We start from the raw sequence: 16,359 nt of genomic DNA, 5'->3' as shown, positions 1-16,359 counted from the left end.
CAGGTTTGGTATTTACCGGCAAGGACTCATCGAACCACCTCAGCACGTCGGCTTTTGATTTACTGCTGCTCATACCGAATGACCGGGCAAGAAAAATATTAACTGGAACTCGAGGCATTACGTTACGTAAACATTTGTAATTTAAAGCTTTTTTCTCATCAAAACTGGAATTTTGCCACAATCTCAGTAGATAGCCTCGGCGACTTTGGACAAGTCCCGAGTGATTTTTTGATTTTCGCTTGAAACAAGGAGCGTTTGTTTTGGGAACCTTTACATACACCAATACATTTGATCCCGACGGCGACGGCGACAATCTTAACGGCGCCACAGAATACGGAACAAACGGTACCAATCTGGGGGTTCTCAACTCGCCCAATTCTGGCGATGGCGACAATGAGTTTGTCTTTTATTCGGGACAGGGTGAGGAAAACCGGCTGGACCTCAACGCCAACCTCACCGGATCGGAACGGGTGAACCATTTTGACGCCAATATGACGTTGGATTTCACAACCGCGCCCGGCCCGTGGGGCGATGGCGAATCCGACGGTTTGACTTTCAATCTTGGCGACCCGGCATCGCTGAGCTCGACCGAGGAACAGGGGGTTTCAACCGGGCTTTCCATTCGCCTTGCCCCCTTTAACTGGGGAACAGCTGGTTATTCAGGCAACGTGATTGAAATCCGTTGGAACGGCGCGGTCATTGGCTCCACCTCGGTCAGTGACATGAGCTCGCCTGCTGCTGCAGATTTTTCAGTCAGCGTCGATGCCTCTGGAAACGTAACGGCCAGTTTTGGTCCCGACACCGTCAGCGGCTCCATTCCGGGTAACGAATGGATAACCACCAGCCAGGATGGCTGGGATTTCGTCATGGGCGGGCGAACCGGCGGAAACGCTGGTGAGGTTTACATCGACGATGTGGATCTGACAGCCAATACCGTTTGCTTTTCCGCAGGAACCCTGATCGAAACCCCAAGCGGGCCTGTACCTGTGGAAAATCTTGCACCCGGTGACGAAGTCCTGACCTTGGACAACGGACCGCAAACGATACGTTGGATCAATGCCCGGACAATTCACGCAAACGAGTTGCAGGCAAAGCCCAACCTTCGCCCGATCGTCATTCATGCCGATGCGCTTGGGGACGGGTATCCCAAAACCGATCTGCATGTTTCAAGACAGCACCGCGTCATGGCCCGGTCCCCAATAGCTGAACGTATGTTTGGCGACCGGGAAATTCTGATTCCGGCGGTGAAGCTAACCGACCTTCCCGGTGTCTGCGTCGACACAAATGCAGACTGCGTCACTTACGTCCATTTCCTGTGCCAGCGCCACGAAGTCGTATTCGCGAACGGTTTGCCCAGCGAAACGTTGTTGTTGGGGGAAGAGGCGCGCAAAACGCTTGGGCAGGATGCACTGGACGAGATCCGGGCCATTTTTCCGGATGCCGAGACGCAAGGGTTATTGACCGCAACGGCAAAGGTTGTCCCGGATCGGCGCAGGCTGAGCAAGTTCGTAGCGCGGCATCAGACCAACGAAAAACCGCTGGTGGATATGGCGCAGGCCGAAAGCTGATAATTCGGAAGTGTGATTGCATCTCTGGCGCCTGTTCTTGATGGCTTTCGCAAATCCCGGCGCCGATTGACATCGGCCATGACCGGTGGCTTGGGTCATTCAGCAAATATGCTAAGTTGCGGTCTTCGCGCTCAACGTCGGTAATGTTGGCGCAAACGTCTTTTTTGGATGCGTTTTTCCCTGCTTGCCTGCAAATTTCGAATCATTTGCGTGCAAGTTCAGTTTTGTGATCACACCCCAAAAACCCGTGATCACAAATATGAAAAATCTTCGACAAAAAACCGTTACACGTCAAAAAACCCTTTAAACTTGATCCCTAGACACGCCTATATCGGTGTAATCGTAGTCAGACGGGACAATTTCGATGAACATTCACGAATATCAGGCCAAAGCCCTTCTTCGCAGCTATGGGGCTCCGGTCTCGGATGGCCGCGTTGTTCTGCGCGCGGAAGAGGCGAAGACGGCTGCCGGTGAACTGGACGGCCCCCTTTGGGTGGTTAAGGCACAGATTCATGCGGGCGGGCGCGGCAAGGGGTCGTTCAAGGAAGCCGATGCCGGGGAAAAAGGCGGCGTGCGCCTGACCAAATCGGTCGAGGAAGCCGCCGAGGAAGCCAAGAAGATGCTGGGCCGCACGCTGGTCACCCATCAGACCGGCCCGGTCGGCAAGCAGGTCAACCGAATTTACATCGAAGCAGGTTCGGGGATTGAACGCGAACTGTATCTGGCCCTTCTGGTGGATCGTCAGACCAGCCGCATCTCGTTCGTTTGCTCGACCGAAGGCGGCATGGACATCGAAGAGGTGGCCGCAGCCACGCCCGAGAAAATCCTGTCCTTCTCGGTCGATCCCGCGACGGGCTATCAGCCCTATCACGGCCGCCGCATTGCCTTTTCGCTGGGCCTGCAAGGTGCTCAGGTCAAGCAATGCGTCAAGCTGATGAACCAGCTCTACAATGCCTTCATCGAGAAGGATATGGAGATGCTGGAGATCAACCCGCTGATCGTGTCCGACGGCGGCGACCTGAAGGTGCTGGACGCCAAGGTCGGCTTTGACGGCAACGCGGTCTACCGCCATCCGGATATTGCCGAGCTGCGCGACACGACCGAGGAAGACCCCAAGGAACTGGAAGCGTCGAAATACGACCTGAACTACATCGCGCTGGATGGCGAGATCGGCTGTATGGTCAACGGCGCGGGTCTGGCGATGGCAACGATGGACATCATCAAGCTGTACGGTGCCGAGCCTGCCAACTTCCTCGACGTGGGCGGCGGTGCGACCAAAGAGAAAGTGACCGAAGCGTTCAAGATCATCACCTCGGACCCGCAGGTCAAAGGCATTCTGGTCAACATCTTCGGCGGCATCATGCGCTGTGACGTCATCGCCGAGGGCGTTGTCGCAGCGGTGAAAGAGGTCGGCCTCAAAGTTCCGCTGGTCGTGCGTCTGGAAGGCACGAATGTCGAAAAGGGCAAAGAGATCATCAACACCTCTGGCCTGGACGTGATCGCGGCGGACAACCTGAAAGACGGTGCCGAGAAGATCGTGAAAGCCGTCAAAGGCTAATCTTAATTCCGTGGGGTGGGCTTCGGCTCGCCTTTCTGAAGAATTCTGGCAGGCCGCGGCCCGCCTAAAATAGGAGAACGCCAGATGGCAGTCCTCATCGACGAAAATACCAAAGTGATCTGTCAGGGCTTTACCGGCTCGCAGGGCACCTTCCACTCTGAACAGGCCATTGCCTATGGCACCAAGATGGTCGGCGGCGTGACCCCCGGCAAAGGTGGGATGACCCACCTTGACCTGCCCGTGTTCAACTCGGTCCACGAAGCCAAGCACGTGACCGAAGCCAATGCCTCCGTGATCTACGTGCCGCCGCCCTTTGCGGCTGACTCGATCCTCGAAGCGATTGACGCCGAGATGGAAGTGATCGTCTGCATCACCGAAGGTATCCCGGTTCTGGACATGATGAAGGTGAAGCGTGCGCTGGAAGGCAGCAAATCGCGCCTAATCGGCCCGAACTGCCCCGGTGTGATTACTCCGGACGCCTGCAAGATCGGCATCATGCCCGGCCACATCCACAAGCGCGGCTCGGTCGGCGTTGTGTCGCGTTCAGGCACCCTGACCTATGAGGCCGTCAAGCAGACCACCGATGTGGGTCTGGGCCAGTCCACCTGCGTCGGCATCGGCGGCGACCCGATCAAAGGCACCGAACATATCGACGTGCTGGAATGGTTCCTGGCCGATGACGAGACCGAGTCGATCATCATGATCGGTGAGATTGGTGGCTCGGCCGAGGAAGAGGCCGCGCAGTTCCTGGCGGATGAGGCCAAGAAGGGCCGCAAAAAGCCGACCGCTGGTTTCATCGCGGGCCGTACGGCCCCTCCGGGCCGTCGTATGGGCCACGCAGGCGCGATTGTCGCCGGTGGCAAGGGCGGTGCTGAGGACAAGATCGAAGCCATGCGCAGTGCCGGTATCGTCGTGGCTGAAAGCCCGGCGCAGCTGGGTGAGGCTGTTCTGGAAGCGATTGGGTAAGTGACCGAGGACCGGGCATATGCTCTGAGAGCTAAGCTCGGTAGCCAGGGTGGACGGCTAGCGTCCGCCCTGTTTGAAACTGAGATGCGCCCCGGGAAGTATGATGACGATTATTGAAGCCACACGTAGCTGCTTCTCAAAATACTTTGTCTTCTCGGGAAGAGCCTCTCGGCCTGAATTCTGGAAATTTGTACTATTCCTGCTGCTCGCATCAGTCGTGGTTGCAATTCTGAATTCTGTGCTTTTCGGACCAACCGTAACCCAGAGTTTTCAGGTGTCAGTCAACTCGCAAGGTGAACAGACACAAAGCTTGGTAACCCATCACTCCTATGACGGCGGCTGGATGGGGTTTGCTCTACAACTAGTAACAGCAATACCTCTTCTTTCTGCAGCTTGGCGACGAATGCACGACATTGGCCGCCCGGGTTGGCATGTACTCTTGCCGATTCCTGCGTTCGCTCTTTCGGCTTCGATTCTCTTTCTAACGTCACAACCTGTCGCAATTGATCACAGTGCAATTCCGGCAGAGTTCGATATAGCGGAAACGATGAGGATGCCTCAAAGTGGCACAATGTTTATGATTGCGTGGCTCATCGCTGTTATTAGTGTGATTTGTGTGATCGTCTGGTTGGCGCGGCAATCTGAGCAAAACCGAAATCGCTTTGACCCAATAGAGAATGATGGAGAGGTCGCGCCATGACCTTCTCTGACGCCATCCGAACCTGTTTCGCCAAGTTCTTCACCTTTTCGGGGCGCGCTTCACGCCCAGAATACTGGTTCTTTTTCCTGTTCATCGTGATCTGGAACATCATCGCCGGGATCATCGACTGGCAGTTCTTCACACAGGTCTCGGTAGCCGAAACCGATGAGGTGAAATCCGTCACCGCCACGTCCTCGCGCCCTGTCCAAAGCATCGTAGGGCTGATCGTCTTCGTCCCGCATCTGGCCGTCGCCTTCCGCCGGATGCATGATACCGGGCGCAGTGGGATTTTTGCCTTGCTGCCGATCCTGCTGATGGTTGGTGCATTTGCGGTTCTGATCTTTGGTATCGGCATCGCCAGCCAATTCCACGGCGGCACGATGGATATCCTTCTGACCCGAGCAACGCTGCTGGTGGTTATTCCGACACTGCTGGTTCTGTTTGTGTCGCCCCTTCTGGTGCTGTGGTGGCTGACGCGACCCAGCCAGCCAGGCGCCAATCAATACGGTCCCAACCCATCCAATGAATCCCAACGGCCGAGTTCGAGTTAATGAGTAAAGTAGATGCCGATAAATCGTACATCGGGAAGGATCAGTGAAATGGTTCTCGTTTGTTATGAACACCGCTTTATATACTTGAAGACGACAAAGACGGCGGGCACTTCGGCGGAAAAGGCGTTGCAGCCTTTGTGCGAAGAGCCTGGTCTGGGTGTTTTGCAACCTGGAGAGGTCCGTACTTCCAGATATGGGATAGTTGGCGCCAGAGGAGAGGTATCGGACCGGCGGCGGCCAAAATGGCATTTCTGGCGCAACCACCCGTGGCGCAATCACATGCCTGCTCAGGAGGTCAAAGAAAACCTGGGGCGCAGGACATTCGAGTCCTACACAAAGATCGCAAACGTGAGAGATCCGTTTGACCGGGCGGTTTCACAGTTTCACTTCAGGAAACATCGGCGAAACCTTCCGTCTGAGGATGCAAGTACAGAATTCAAACAGTTCAGAGCTTTCATCCTGTCAGAAAACTGGAGCAACGATTGGGAAATCGTGTCCGTCGACGACAAGTTGATCATCAATCGATTTATTCGAAAAGAACATCTGCTTTCCGACCTGAATGAAACCTATGCTGGCTTTGGGCTGGCGGAGAACAGCTTTGATCTGCCTCATGAGAAGTCAATGAGCGAACGACGAAAGGATATCCCTGTGTCCGATTACTTCGACCCGGAAACGATAGAAATCGTGCGGCGAAAGATGGACTGGGTCTTTGAGGCTCTGGATTATCCGGACCACCCGCAAAACTGAAATCAGAAACGAAACCGCCTACCCATTCGAGGTCCCACAATGACCGAACAAACGCCCAACTCTGCCTTTCATGCCTCAAGCTTTATGCAGGGGCACAATGCCGAATATCTGGAGCAGTTATACGCCCAGTATGCCAAGGACCCCGGCGCAGTGGATGCCGCCTGGGCCGAATTCTTCAAGGCCATGGGTGACGCCGAGCCGGATGTTCGCAAAGAGGCCGAAGGGCCGTCATGGGCGCGCGCCGACTGGCCGCCGATGCCAAGCGATGACCTGACGGGCGCACTGACCGGCGAATGGGCCGAGGTCGACGCCAAGGCGGCCGGCACCAAGATCAGGGACAAGGCCGCCGCAACAGGCGTTACGGTCAGCGACGAACAGATCAAGCGCGCGGTACTGGATTCGATCCGGGCGCTGATGCTGATCCGGGCCTATCGCATCCGGGGCCATCTGGTGGCTGATCTGGACCCGCTGGGCATGCGCGCGACCACGCCGCACCCCGAGCTTGATCCAAAGACCTATGGCTTCACCGACGGGGACATGGATCGCCCGATCTTTATCGACAACGTGCTGGGCCTGCAGATGGCCAGCATGCGGCAGATCGTCGAGATCGTGAAGCGTACCTATTGCGGCACATTCGCGATGCAGTACATGCATATTTCCGATCCCGAACAGGCCGCCTGGCTGAAAGAACGGATCGAGGGGTATGGCAAGGAAATCTCATTCACCCGCGAGGGGCGCAAGGCCATCCTGAACAAAATGGTCGAGGCCGAAGGGTTCGAGAAGTTCCTGCATGTCAAATACATGGGCACCAAGCGGTTCGGCCTGGATGGCGGCGAGGCCCTGATCCCCGCGATGGAACAGATCATCAAGCGCGGCGGGGCGCTGGGTCTTGAGGATATCGTGATCGGGATGCCGCATCGCGGGCGTCTGAACATTCTGGCCAACGTGATGGCCAAGCCCTATCGCGCCATTTTCAACGAGTTCCAGGGCGGCAGCTTCAAACCGGAAGAGGTCGATGGATCGGGTGATGTGAAATATCATCTGGGTGCATCCAGCGATCGCGAGTTTGACGGCAACACTGTGCACCTGTCGCTAACGGCCAACCCGTCGCACCTCGAGGCGGTCAACCCGGTTGTACTGGGAAAGGTCCGCGCCAAGCAGGATCAGAAAAAAGACAGTGACCGCACCCGGGTCATGGGCATCCTTCTGCACGGGGACGCGGCCTTTGCCGGACAAGGTGTGGTGGCCGAAGGGTTTGGCCTGTCGGGCCTGCGCGGACACAAGACGGGCGGTACGATGCATATCGTGGTGAACAACCAGATCGGGTTTACCACCGCACCGCATTTCAGCCGGTCCAGCCCCTACCCGACCGATATCGCACTGATGGTCGAGGCGCCGATCTTTCACGTGAACGGCGACGACCCCGAAGCGGTTGTGCACGCGGCGAAGGTGGCTACCGAATTCCGACAGAAGTTCCACAAGGACGTGGTCATCGACATCTTCTGCTATCGCCGGTTCGGTCATAACGAGGGCGACGAGCCCATGTTCACCAACCCGATCATGTACAAGAAGATCAAGACCCATAAGACCACGCTGAGCCTGTATACCGAGCGACTGGTCAAGGACGGCCTGATCCCCGAGGGCGAGATCGAGGACATGAAGGCCGCGTTCCAGGCTCATCTGAACGACGAGTTCGATGCTGGAAAGGACTACAAGCCGAACAAGGCCGATTGGCTGGACGGCCGCTGGTCGCACATGGACAAGAGCAAAGAAGAATATGTGCGCGGCGAAACCGCGATCACGCCGGAAACGCTGGCCGAGGTCGGGGCATCGCTGACCCGCGCACCCGAGGGTTATGCCCTGCACAAGACCGTGGGCCGCCTGCTGGATCACAAGAAACAGATGTTCGACAGCGGCACGGGCTTTGACTGGGCCACGGGTGAGGCGCTGGCGTTCGGCTCGCTGCTGACCGAGGGTTATCCGGTACGTCTGGCCGGGCAGGACGCAACGCGCGGTACCTTCAGCCAGCGTCATTCCGGGTTCATCCATCAGGAAACCGAAGAACGGTATTATCCGCTGAACAACATTCGCGCGGGGCAGTCGAATTACGAGGTGATCGACTCGATGCTCAGCGAATATGCGGTGCTGGGCTTTGAATACGGATATTCGCTGGCGGAACCCAACGCGCTGGTCCTGTGGGAGGCGCAGTTCGGCGATTTCGCCAACGGCGCGCAGATCATGTTCGACCAGTTCATTAGTTCGGGCGAGAGCAAGTGGCTGCGCATGTCCGGTCTGGTCTGTCTGCTGCCGCACGGCTTTGAGGGGCAAGGCCCCGAACACAGCTCGGCGCGGTTGGAACGCTATCTTCAGATGTGCGGGCAGGACAACTGGATCGTGGCAAACTGCACGACGCCTGCAAACTATTTCCACATCCTGCGCCGTCAGCTGCACCGGACCTTCCGCAAGCCGCTGATCCTGGTGACGCCCAAGTCGCTGCTGCGCCACAAGCTGGCCGTCAGCCCAGCCGAGGATTTCACCACCGGGTCCAGTTTCCACCGGGTGCTGTGGGATGACGCGCAGAAAGGCAACTCGGACACCAAGCTGGTCAAGGACGACAAGATCAAGCGCGTGGTGATGTGTTCCGGCAAGGTCTATTTCGACCTGCTGGAAGAACGCGACGCGCGCGGTATCGACGACGTCTATCTGATGCGGATCGAGCAGTTTTATCCCTTCCCGGCGCACTCGCTGATCAACGAGCTTGAGCGCTTCAAAGGGGCCGAGATGGTCTGGTGTCAGGAAGAACCCAAAAATCAGGGGGCCTGGACCTTTATCGAGCCCAATATCGAATGGGTGCTGACCCGCATCGGCGCCGATTACAAACGACCCCGCTATGTGGGTCGCGCAACTTCGGCCTCGCCCGCGACGGGTCTGGCCAGCCAGCACAAAGCCCAACAAGAAGCGCTCGTCAACGAAGCGCTGAGCATCGAAGGAAAGTAAGCGATGACGATTGAAGTTCGTGTTCCCACGCTTGGCGAGTCGGTAACCGAAGCCACGGTTGCGACATGGTTTAAGAAACCCGGCGACGCCGTCGCGGTTGATGAGATGCTCTGTGAGCTGGAGACCGACAAGGTAACGGTCGAGGTGCCCTCGCCCGCCGCCGGTGTCATGGGTGAGATTGTCGCCGCCGAAGGCGAGACGGTGGGTGTCAACGCCCTGCTGGCCACCATCACTGCCGGAGAAGGGGCTGCACCGGCACCTGCTGCGGCGCCTGAACCGACGGTTGCACCAGCCCCTGCAGGAGGCAGCGTCGACGTTATGGTGCCGACACTTGGTGAATCGGTCAGCGAGGCGACCGTTTCGACATGGTTCAAGAAAGTCGGCGATAGCGTGGCGCAGGACGAGATGCTGTGCGAGCTGGAAACCGACAAGGTCTCGGTCGAGGTTCCGTCCCCTGCGGCGGGTGTCCTGGCCGAGATTGTGGCCCCCGAAGGCACTACGGTGGATGCATCGGCCAAACTGGCCGTGATTTCGGGCGCCGCATCGGGCGCAAGCCCGGCTCCTGCGGCCCCCGCAGCAGCGGTGACGCCTGCGGTTGCCACCACCGGCGCAGCCAAGGATGTGGCCAATGCACCATCGGCGGAAAAGGCCATGGCCGAGGCCGGATTGTCGGCGGATCAAGTAACCGGAACGGGACGCGACGGACGCATCATGAAAGAAGACGTGGCAAAAGCCGTCGCAGCGGCCACGGCCCCGGCGCCTGCAGCGGCGGCACCCGCCGCTGCGGCGCAGGCTCCGCGTGCACCAGTCGCCGCCGAGGATGCGGCGCGCGAAGAACGCGTGCGCATGACCCGTTTGCGCCAGACCATCGCCAAGCGTCTGAAGGACGCCCAGAACACCGCAGCCATCCTGACCACCTATAACGAGGTGGACATGACCGAGGTGATGGCCCTGCGCAATCAGTACAAGGACCAGTTCGAAAAGAAGCACGGCGTGCGTCTGGGCTTTATGTCCTTCTTCACCAAGGCCTGCTGTCATGCGCTGAAAGAGGTTCCCGAAGTCAACGCCGAGATCGACGGCACCGACATCGTCTACAAGAACTTCGTGCATATGGGTGTCGCTGCCGGGACCCCGCAGGGACTGGTGGTGCCGGTGATCCGCGACGCCGATGCGATGTCCTTTGCAGCCATCGAGAAAGCCATCGCCGAAAAAGGCAAGCGCGCCCGCGAAGGCAAGCTGAGCATGGCCGAGATGCAGGGCGGCACCTTCACCATCTCGAACGGTGGCGTCTACGGCTCGTTGATGTCTTCGCCGATCCTGAACCCGCCGCAGTCCGGCATTCTGGGTATGCACAAGATTCAGGACCGCCCGATGGTCATCAACGGCGAGATCAAGATTCGCCCGATGATGTATCTGGCCCTGTCCTATGATCACCGGATCGTTGACGGCAAAGGTGCCGTGACCTTCCTTGTTCGCGTGAAAGAGGCGCTGGAAGACCCGCGCCGCCTGCTGATGGATCTGTAAAATGGCGACACATGTACTCTGGCAGGCCGATGTGGCCGATTTTGATGTCTGGCTGAAAGTGTTCCGCGAGGACAAACCGATGCGCAAGGCCGCGGGTATCCGCGACCTGCACGTCTGGCGCGATCCCGATCAGAAGGATCACGCAATCGCCATGTTCGAGGTCACGAATCTGGACAAGGCCCGGGCCTTTTTCGGATCTGAGGAACTGTCGATGCACCACGAACGCGGCGGTATTGCGCATATCTCGATCAAGCTGCTGGAACCTGTTTGAAGAACGACGTGCAGTGATCCGGTAAAATCGGGTCCTGCAGACACCGGTCAACCCGGTCGATTTAGGAGAGTATAATGGCTAACTATGACGTCATCGTAATCGGCGCCGGGCCCGGCGGCTATGTCTGTGCGATCCGTTGCGCGCAACTGGGGTTGAAAACCGCCGTTGTCGAGGGGCGCGAGACGCTGGGCGGCACATGCCTGAACGTCGGCTGCATCCCCTCCAAGGCGCTGCTGCATGCCAGCCACCAGTTGCACGAGGCCGAGCACAACTTTGCCAAGATGGGTCTGAAGGGGAAAACCCCTTCGGTCGACTGGAAACAGATGCTGGCCTACAAGAACGAAGTGATCGAAGGCAACACCAAGGGCATCGAGTTCCTGTTCAAGAAGAACAAGATCGACTGGATCAAAGGCTGGGGATCGATCCCTGCCGCCGGCAAGGTTCAGGTGGGTGACGAAGTTCACGAAGCCAAGAATATCATCATCGCATCCGGGTCCGAAGCGGCCTCGCTGCCCGGTGTGGAGGTTGACGAAAAGGTTGTCGTGACGTCGACGGGCGCGCTTGAGCTGGGCAAGATTCCGAAGAAGATGGTCGTGATCGGCGCGGGTGTGATCGGGCTGGAGCTGGGCTCGGTCTATAGTCGTCTGGGCGCCGAGGTGACGGTGATCGAATTCCTCGACGTGATTACACCCGGCATGGATGGCGAGGTGCAGAAAACCTTTCAGCGCATCCTCAAGAAGCAGGGCCTGAAGTTCATCATGGGCGCGGCGGTGCAAAAGACCGAAGCGACCAAAACCAAGGCCAAGGTGACCTACAAGCTGCGCAAGGATGACAGCGAGCATGTCATCGACGCTGATACCGTTCTGCTGGCCACCGGTCGCCGCCCTTATTCCGAGGGTCTGGGGCTGGATGCCTTGGGTGTCGAGATGACCAAACATGGCCAGATCAAGGTCGGTGCCGACTGGCAGACCAATATTCCCGGCATCTATGCAATTGGCGACGTGACCGAGGGGCCGATGCTGGCGCACAAGGCCGAAGACGAGGGCATGGCCGCTGCGGAACAGGTGGCGGGCAAGCATGGTCATGTGAACTATGGGGTCATTCCCGGCGTGATCTACACTGCGCCCGAAGTGGCCAACGTGGGTGAGACGGAACAGACGCTCAAGGAACAGGGGCGCGCCTACAAGGTGGGCAAGTTCATGTTCATGGGCAACGGCCGGGCCAAGGCCACACTGGCGCCAGACGGGTTCGTGAAAATCCTCGCCGACAAGGAAACCGACCGTATTCTGGGGGCGCATATCATCGGTCCGGCAGCGGGTGAATTGATTCACGAGGTCTGTGTCGCGATGGAGTTCGGCGCATCTGCCGAGGATCTGGCCCTGACCTGCCATGCACATCCGACCTATTCCGAGGCTGTGCGCGAGGCAGCTTTGGCCTGCGGCGACGGCCCGATTCACAGCTGACGACCGCAAATAGAAACCTGAAGAGGCAGGCCAAATGGCTTGCCTTTTTATTGACGCCAATCAGCCTCAATTTTGCTCTCCCTAGGGTTGAACTGCCAAAGTTGTAGCGACCCTGAATTGAAACTGGGATCGCCGTTTTCACAAATCAATCATTGAGGCACCAATGCGGTTTCTGATTTTATGCGCAGCAACGATTACCTTTACCATTTTCTTCGGCGACGAAGCACAGGCCCGGCGCGGCGGAGCGGTCTGGGGCACGTCCGAGCAGATGAGTTTTGTTGCGGACACGCAGATCACCGATAATTCCGGACAGCATCTGTCGTTGTGTCATCTGACCAAGAAAACTCACGTCATGTATGCAGGTGTCTGGCGCAGTTCCAAGGGGTATTCGCTGGCCGCGAACAAATGCGAGACTGACGGATATTATGCTGTTACAGCCACTGAAATGGCACAGGGAAAGGCGCTTGGCGACATTCCGAAGGACCTGCCAGATCAACCCGCGATGTCGATGAATGACATGATCTCCGGCTTTTGGGGGTTGGCGGTAATTGTGCTGTTGGTGGGGTTTGTGGGAGTCAAATGGGCAGGCCGCACTGCAAGAACAAACAAGCGTACCGCGGAAATGAAAGGCGCTGCGCCCGCTGCGGTTAAGGCCATGGATGCCATGTGCCACGCCGCAAAGGCGGACGGCAGGCTGGACGAAAATGAAATTGCCCTGATGGCCGATATCGCCATGCAAATGACCGGGGAAACCTTCGACGAAGCCCGCATCCGCCGCATGTACGATCTGGCCGAGGCCAAGCCGACCGATCTGCAATTCGCAGCATTCGGAAAGGGTTTGAGTGCGGATCAGAAACGGCTGGTCATACGGGCCGTTCTGATGGTCATCGGCGCGGATGGCGATCTGGACAAACGCGAAATGGAGTTTGTTCAGAAACTGGCCAACGGGCTGAAGATCGGCGCGGATGAGGTCAGGTCGATCTTCCAGTCCATCACCGCCGCACCCGCTTAAACCGAGCCGACAATCCTACCACATCGTCTTTGCTGCGCGTGCACCCCATTCCTGATCATAGCGCGCGCCGCCTTCTTCTCCGTCTGTCATTTCGGCCAGTATCTCACCGACGGTTGGCAACTGCGGACTTTCATCCGCGCCCGCCCATGTTTTCGCCCGGATGAGGGCGCGCGCGCATTGTGTGTAGATTTCTTCGATCTCTATCACGATCACGGTCGCAGGGCGTTTTCCATTCTTTTCAAACCGATCGCGCAATGCCTCGTCTGCGGTCAGGCGCGCCCTGCCGTTCAAACGCACCACATTGTTCGATCCGGGCACCATGAACATCAGCGCCACGCGCGGGTCGCGCACGATGTTGCGCAGCGAATCCAGCCGGTTGTTGCCGCGCCAGTCCGGCAAGGCCAGCGTGCCCGGGTCAAGCTCGAGCACCACCGGCCCATCGTCGCCGCGCGGGCTGCCATCGACGCCTTCCGGTCCGACCGTGCTGAGCACGCAAATGCGAGAGGCCATGATCCATTGCCGATAAAGCGGTGTCAGGCGGCGGGCCACCTTGCGCAGGGCCGGAGCGCCCGGGGAACCATAAAGCGCCTCAAGCGCCGCAATATCTTCAATGAACTGCATCCGGATCAAACCCCACTTCGCGCATCAGTTCGTTCGAGCGCGTCTCGACCATATCCTCGAGCCGCGCCATGAAATCGTTTTTGCGGACCCCCGGTGCGATCGGTTCGAGAAATTCCACAATCGCGTGGCCGGGTTTGCGCAGGATGCCTGTTCTGGGCCAGAAAACCCCAACATTTGTCGCCGCCGGAACACAGGGGTTTTCAAGCCCTTCGTACAGAACGGCGGTACCGACCTTATAGGGTTTCTTCGCCCCCGGTGCGACCCGGGTTCCCTGCGGGTAGATCACAAGCTGGCCGGGTTCAGAGAATTCGCGGGCAACGTCCTTGACCATCTTTGCGATCGCTGCACCCTTCCTGCCTCGGTCGACGGGAATGCACCCGAGCCGCTTGGCGTAGATGCCGATGATGGGTGTCCACAAAAGCTCTCGTTTCATGATGAATTTGGCATGCGGCACCGCGTCGAAAATGATCAGAATGTCAAAGAACGACTGGTGTTTCGCCGCGATCATCACCTCGCCGGTCGGGACCGGCCCGCGCACCTCGCTGCGGATGCCGACCATCCATCGCGCCAGCCAGATCGTACTGCGCGCGTACAGCTTGCATGCCTGCAAGGCACCCCTTTTGGTGACCAGTGCATAAGGCGCAAACAGAAGCCCCAGAAACAGCATCCAGACGTACATCAGGATCGTGAAAACAAGCGACCGCACCCACTGAATTGCCAGGGCCATCACGAAAGCTCCTTTAACTTGCGGCGTGCCGCGTTCCATGTGGCGAAAAACGCCACGACTGCACCCAACAGAGGGATCAGAGCGGGCAGAACCCAGCCGATGCCCTGAAACCCAAGACCGGTCAGAAACCCGCCCGCATCCGATGCCTCGGGCAGCAGCAGGACGCCGGTCATGCCAAACAGCGTTCCGACGGCAGAACCGAACAGGGCGCGATAGGTAAAGCGGCGCACGAATGCACCGGCGATGAAGCGGTCTTTCGCCCCGATCAGGCGTAACACCTCGATCACCTGCGCGTTCGCAGCCAGCGAGGCATTGGCTGCCAGCGTGATCATTGCCGCAGTGGCCCCGCCAATCAGCAGGATCGAGATCAGGCCCACACGCCTGAGCGAGACGGCGGCATCCACCAGAGGTTCGCGCCAGCGTGTATGATCGTCCAGCACGGCGCCCGGAACCTCGGCCCCAAGCCGCAGGCGCAGACCCATGGTGTCGATGCCCGGCTCACCTTCGGTAATCTCGATCAACTGGGGAACCGGCAGGCTGTCGAGCGGCAGATCGGGGCCGAACCACGGAGCCAGCAACGCGGCCTGTTCTTCGGTTGTCAGCGCCCGGGCCGAGGCAACGCCGGGGGTTTGCTGCAGAACTTTCAGCGCCGTCTCGGTCTGTGCTGCGCGCTGATCGGCGGGCGCATTGATGCGCAACGTCGCGGCGCCTGCAAGCTCTGAGGCCCAGCGGTCGGCCAGACGGCCAGACGCAAGCGAGAGCGCCAGCGCAAAAACGGCCAGAAAGGCCATGGCCCCCGACACAAACAGAGTTAACTGCGCCGTGATCCCGGTTGGCGGCACCACCCGGTCGGCGCGTTTGTCTGCATGCAGCAGGTTGCGGATGTCGCCCTTGCTCACAGATCTGCCCCCGCCAGTTGCAGGCGCCGCTGCGAGATACGAAGAACGCGCGCCTGAATCTGGCTTTTTGCTGCGCGGATCAGGCTCAGGTCGTGGGTTGCGATCAATACGGTCTTGCCCATCCGGTTCAGTTCGACCAGCAGGCGCAACAGCCGTTGCGACATGTCCCAGTCCACATTGCCGGTCGGCTCGTCAGCCAGCACCACATCCGGCGAAAGGATGACCGCACGGGCCAGCGCCGCGCGCTGTCGTTCACCACCGGACAATTCAGGCGGATGCGCGTCCAGCCGGGCACCCAGCCCCACCCATTGAAGCAATTCGTTCAGGTTGTCCTGCTCGTCGGCCACTCCGCGCCCCGATACCATCAGCGGCAACGAGACGTTTTCGGCCACCGTCATGTGATCGAGAAAGCGGCAGTCCTGATGCACCACCCCGATCCGGCGGCGCAGCACGGCCATCTGGTCCCGGTCCAGTCCAGCGACGTTTTCGTCAAAGACGCTCAGCCGCCCTGCGGTGGGCAACAATGCACCATAACAGAGCTTGAGAAGCGTGGTCTTTCCGGCCCCGGACGGGCCGGTCAGAAAATGAAACGAGCCGGGCTTTAACTGCATCGAAACGTTGCTCAGCAACTCCCCTCCGCCGTAGCTGTAGCTGACGTTTTCCAGCTCGATCACACCTGCCCCCTTTGGTTTGGCGTTCTTCTTGCCCCAGCCCCCGGACAGTTTCAATGCCGGTAGCGGGTCGAATTGGCGACA

Annotated in this window: 15 protein-coding genes; 11 read left to right on the top strand and 4 right to left on the bottom strand. The window is 58.7% G+C overall.

Features of this window, described 5'->3' with window-relative positions:
* Nucleotides 1-260: 260 nt before the first annotated feature.
* The 11 genes from ACR0NW_RS16580 to ACR0NW_RS16530 all read left to right on the top strand — a co-directional run bounded on the left by ACR0NW_RS16580 (nt 261) and on the right by ACR0NW_RS16530 (nt 13,357).
* Nucleotides 261-1,568 (top strand): Hint domain-containing protein, encoded by a 1,308-nt coding sequence (locus ACR0NW_RS16580; protein WP_480451503.1) that lies wholly within the window; start codon nt 261-263, stop codon nt 1,566-1,568.
* A 364-nt stretch (nt 1,569-1,932) separates the two neighbouring features.
* Complete coding sequence (sucC, locus tag ACR0NW_RS16575) at nt 1,933-3,126, top strand: ADP-forming succinate--CoA ligase subunit beta (RefSeq protein ID WP_170654678.1); 1,194 nt, start codon at nt 1,933-1,935, stop codon at nt 3,124-3,126.
* A gap of 84 nt (nt 3,127-3,210) precedes the next feature.
* A complete protein-coding gene (gene sucD, locus ACR0NW_RS16570; protein ID WP_058278790.1) occupies nt 3,211-4,092 on the top strand; it encodes a succinate--CoA ligase subunit alpha in 882 nt (293 codons plus the stop codon).
* 103 nt (nt 4,093-4,195) lie between these two features.
* A complete protein-coding gene (locus tag ACR0NW_RS16565; protein WP_480451504.1) occupies nt 4,196-4,792 on the top strand; it encodes a DUF805 domain-containing protein in 597 nt (198 codons plus the stop codon).
* The gene (locus ACR0NW_RS16560) at nt 4,789-5,343 is read left to right on the top strand and encodes a DUF805 domain-containing protein (RefSeq protein ID WP_480451506.1); all 555 of its coding nucleotides are present in this window, start codon (nt 4,789-4,791) and stop codon (nt 5,341-5,343) included. The genes ACR0NW_RS16565 and ACR0NW_RS16560 overlap by 4 nt, the downstream gene beginning before the upstream one ends.
* Nucleotides 5,344-5,355: 12 nt before the next feature.
* Nucleotides 5,356-6,090 carry a sulfotransferase family 2 domain-containing protein gene (locus tag ACR0NW_RS16555; RefSeq protein WP_480791887.1) on the top strand — a complete coding sequence of 245 codons (735 nt, stop codon included), beginning with the start codon at nt 5,356-5,358 and terminating at the stop codon, nt 6,088-6,090.
* A gap of 39 nt (nt 6,091-6,129) precedes the next feature.
* Nucleotides 6,130-9,087: a 2-oxoglutarate dehydrogenase E1 component gene (locus ACR0NW_RS16550; protein WP_480451510.1), complete on the top strand. Its 2,958-nt coding sequence runs from the start codon at nt 6,130-6,132 to the stop codon at nt 9,085-9,087.
* Between the two features lie 3 nt (nt 9,088-9,090).
* Complete coding sequence (gene odhB, locus ACR0NW_RS16545; RefSeq protein ID WP_480451512.1) at nt 9,091-10,611, top strand: 2-oxoglutarate dehydrogenase complex dihydrolipoyllysine-residue succinyltransferase; 1,521 nt, start codon at nt 9,091-9,093, stop codon at nt 10,609-10,611.
* 1 nt (nt 10,612) lies between these two features.
* Nucleotides 10,613-10,882 carry a hypothetical protein gene (locus ACR0NW_RS16540; protein WP_480451514.1) on the top strand — a complete coding sequence of 90 codons (270 nt, stop codon included), beginning with the start codon at nt 10,613-10,615 and terminating at the stop codon, nt 10,880-10,882.
* Nucleotides 10,883-10,956: 74 nt separating this feature from the next.
* Nucleotides 10,957-12,345: a dihydrolipoyl dehydrogenase gene (lpdA, locus tag ACR0NW_RS16535; RefSeq protein ID WP_480451515.1), complete on the top strand. Its 1,389-nt coding sequence runs from the start codon at nt 10,957-10,959 to the stop codon at nt 12,343-12,345.
* Between the two features lie 163 nt (nt 12,346-12,508).
* Nucleotides 12,509-13,357, top strand: coding sequence for a tellurite resistance TerB family protein (locus ACR0NW_RS16530; protein ID WP_480451517.1), 849 nt, complete (start codon nt 12,509-12,511; stop codon nt 13,355-13,357).
* Nucleotides 13,358-13,372: 15 nt separating this feature from the next.
* Here the strand turns inward: ACR0NW_RS16530 and ACR0NW_RS16525 are convergent, their stop codons facing one another.
* The 4 genes from ACR0NW_RS16525 to ACR0NW_RS16510 are packed head-to-tail and all read right to left on the bottom strand — an operon-like array spanning nt 13,373 to nt 16,278.
* Nucleotides 13,373-13,978 carry a pyridoxamine 5'-phosphate oxidase family protein gene (locus ACR0NW_RS16525; protein WP_480451519.1) on the bottom strand — a complete coding sequence of 202 codons (606 nt, stop codon included), beginning with the start codon at nt 13,976-13,978 and terminating at the stop codon, nt 13,373-13,375.
* Nucleotides 13,965-14,705, bottom strand: a complete 741-nt coding sequence (locus ACR0NW_RS16520; protein WP_480451521.1) for a lysophospholipid acyltransferase family protein — start codon at nt 14,703-14,705, stop codon at nt 13,965-13,967. The genes ACR0NW_RS16525 and ACR0NW_RS16520 overlap by 14 nt, the downstream gene beginning before the upstream one ends.
* Complete coding sequence (locus tag ACR0NW_RS16515; RefSeq protein WP_480451523.1) at nt 14,705-15,604, bottom strand: cell division protein FtsX; 900 nt, start codon at nt 15,602-15,604, stop codon at nt 14,705-14,707. The genes ACR0NW_RS16520 and ACR0NW_RS16515 overlap by 1 nt, the downstream gene beginning before the upstream one ends.
* A complete protein-coding gene (locus tag ACR0NW_RS16510; RefSeq protein ID WP_170654902.1) occupies nt 15,601-16,278 on the bottom strand; it encodes an ATP-binding cassette domain-containing protein in 678 nt (225 codons plus the stop codon). The genes ACR0NW_RS16515 and ACR0NW_RS16510 overlap by 4 nt, the downstream gene beginning before the upstream one ends.
* Between the last annotated feature and the right edge of the window lie 81 nt (nt 16,279-16,359).

This window comes from Ruegeria sp. CF5 (assembly GCF_056537325.1).
The sequence above is the reverse complement of the archived record's forward strand: the minus strand, read 5'-3'. Positions and strand labels throughout refer to the sequence as shown.

What these genes read in the sequence shown, in the direction of transcription:
- sucC (WP_170654678.1), top strand. Translation starts at nt 1,933, where the DNA reads ATGAACATTCACGAATATCAGGCCAAAGCCCTTCTTCGCAGCTATGGG.
- sucD (WP_058278790.1), top strand. Translation starts at nt 3,211, where the DNA reads ATGGCAGTCCTCATCGACGAAAATACCAAAGTGATCTGTCAGGGCTTT.
- ACR0NW_RS16565 (WP_480451504.1), top strand. Translation starts at nt 4,196, where the DNA reads ATGACGATTATTGAAGCCACACGTAGCTGCTTCTCAAAATACTTTGTC.
- ACR0NW_RS16560 (WP_480451506.1), top strand. Translation starts at nt 4,789, where the DNA reads ATGACCTTCTCTGACGCCATCCGAACCTGTTTCGCCAAGTTCTTCACC.
- ACR0NW_RS16555 (WP_480791887.1), top strand. Translation starts at nt 5,356, where the DNA reads ATGCCGATAAATCGTACATCGGGAAGGATCAGTGAAATGGTTCTCGTT.
- ACR0NW_RS16550 (WP_480451510.1), top strand. Translation starts at nt 6,130, where the DNA reads ATGACCGAACAAACGCCCAACTCTGCCTTTCATGCCTCAAGCTTTATG.
- odhB (WP_480451512.1), top strand. Translation starts at nt 9,091, where the DNA reads ATGACGATTGAAGTTCGTGTTCCCACGCTTGGCGAGTCGGTAACCGAA.
- ACR0NW_RS16540 (WP_480451514.1), top strand. Translation starts at nt 10,613, where the DNA reads ATGGCGACACATGTACTCTGGCAGGCCGATGTGGCCGATTTTGATGTC.
- lpdA (WP_480451515.1), top strand. Translation starts at nt 10,957, where the DNA reads ATGGCTAACTATGACGTCATCGTAATCGGCGCCGGGCCCGGCGGCTAT.
- ACR0NW_RS16530 (WP_480451517.1), top strand. Translation starts at nt 12,509, where the DNA reads ATGCGGTTTCTGATTTTATGCGCAGCAACGATTACCTTTACCATTTTC.
- ACR0NW_RS16525 (WP_480451519.1), bottom strand. Translation starts at nt 13,978, where the DNA reads ATGCAGTTCATTGAAGATATTGCGGCGCTTGAGGCGCTTTATGGTTCC.
- ACR0NW_RS16520 (WP_480451521.1), bottom strand. Translation starts at nt 14,705, where the DNA reads ATGGCCCTGGCAATTCAGTGGGTGCGGTCGCTTGTTTTCACGATCCTG.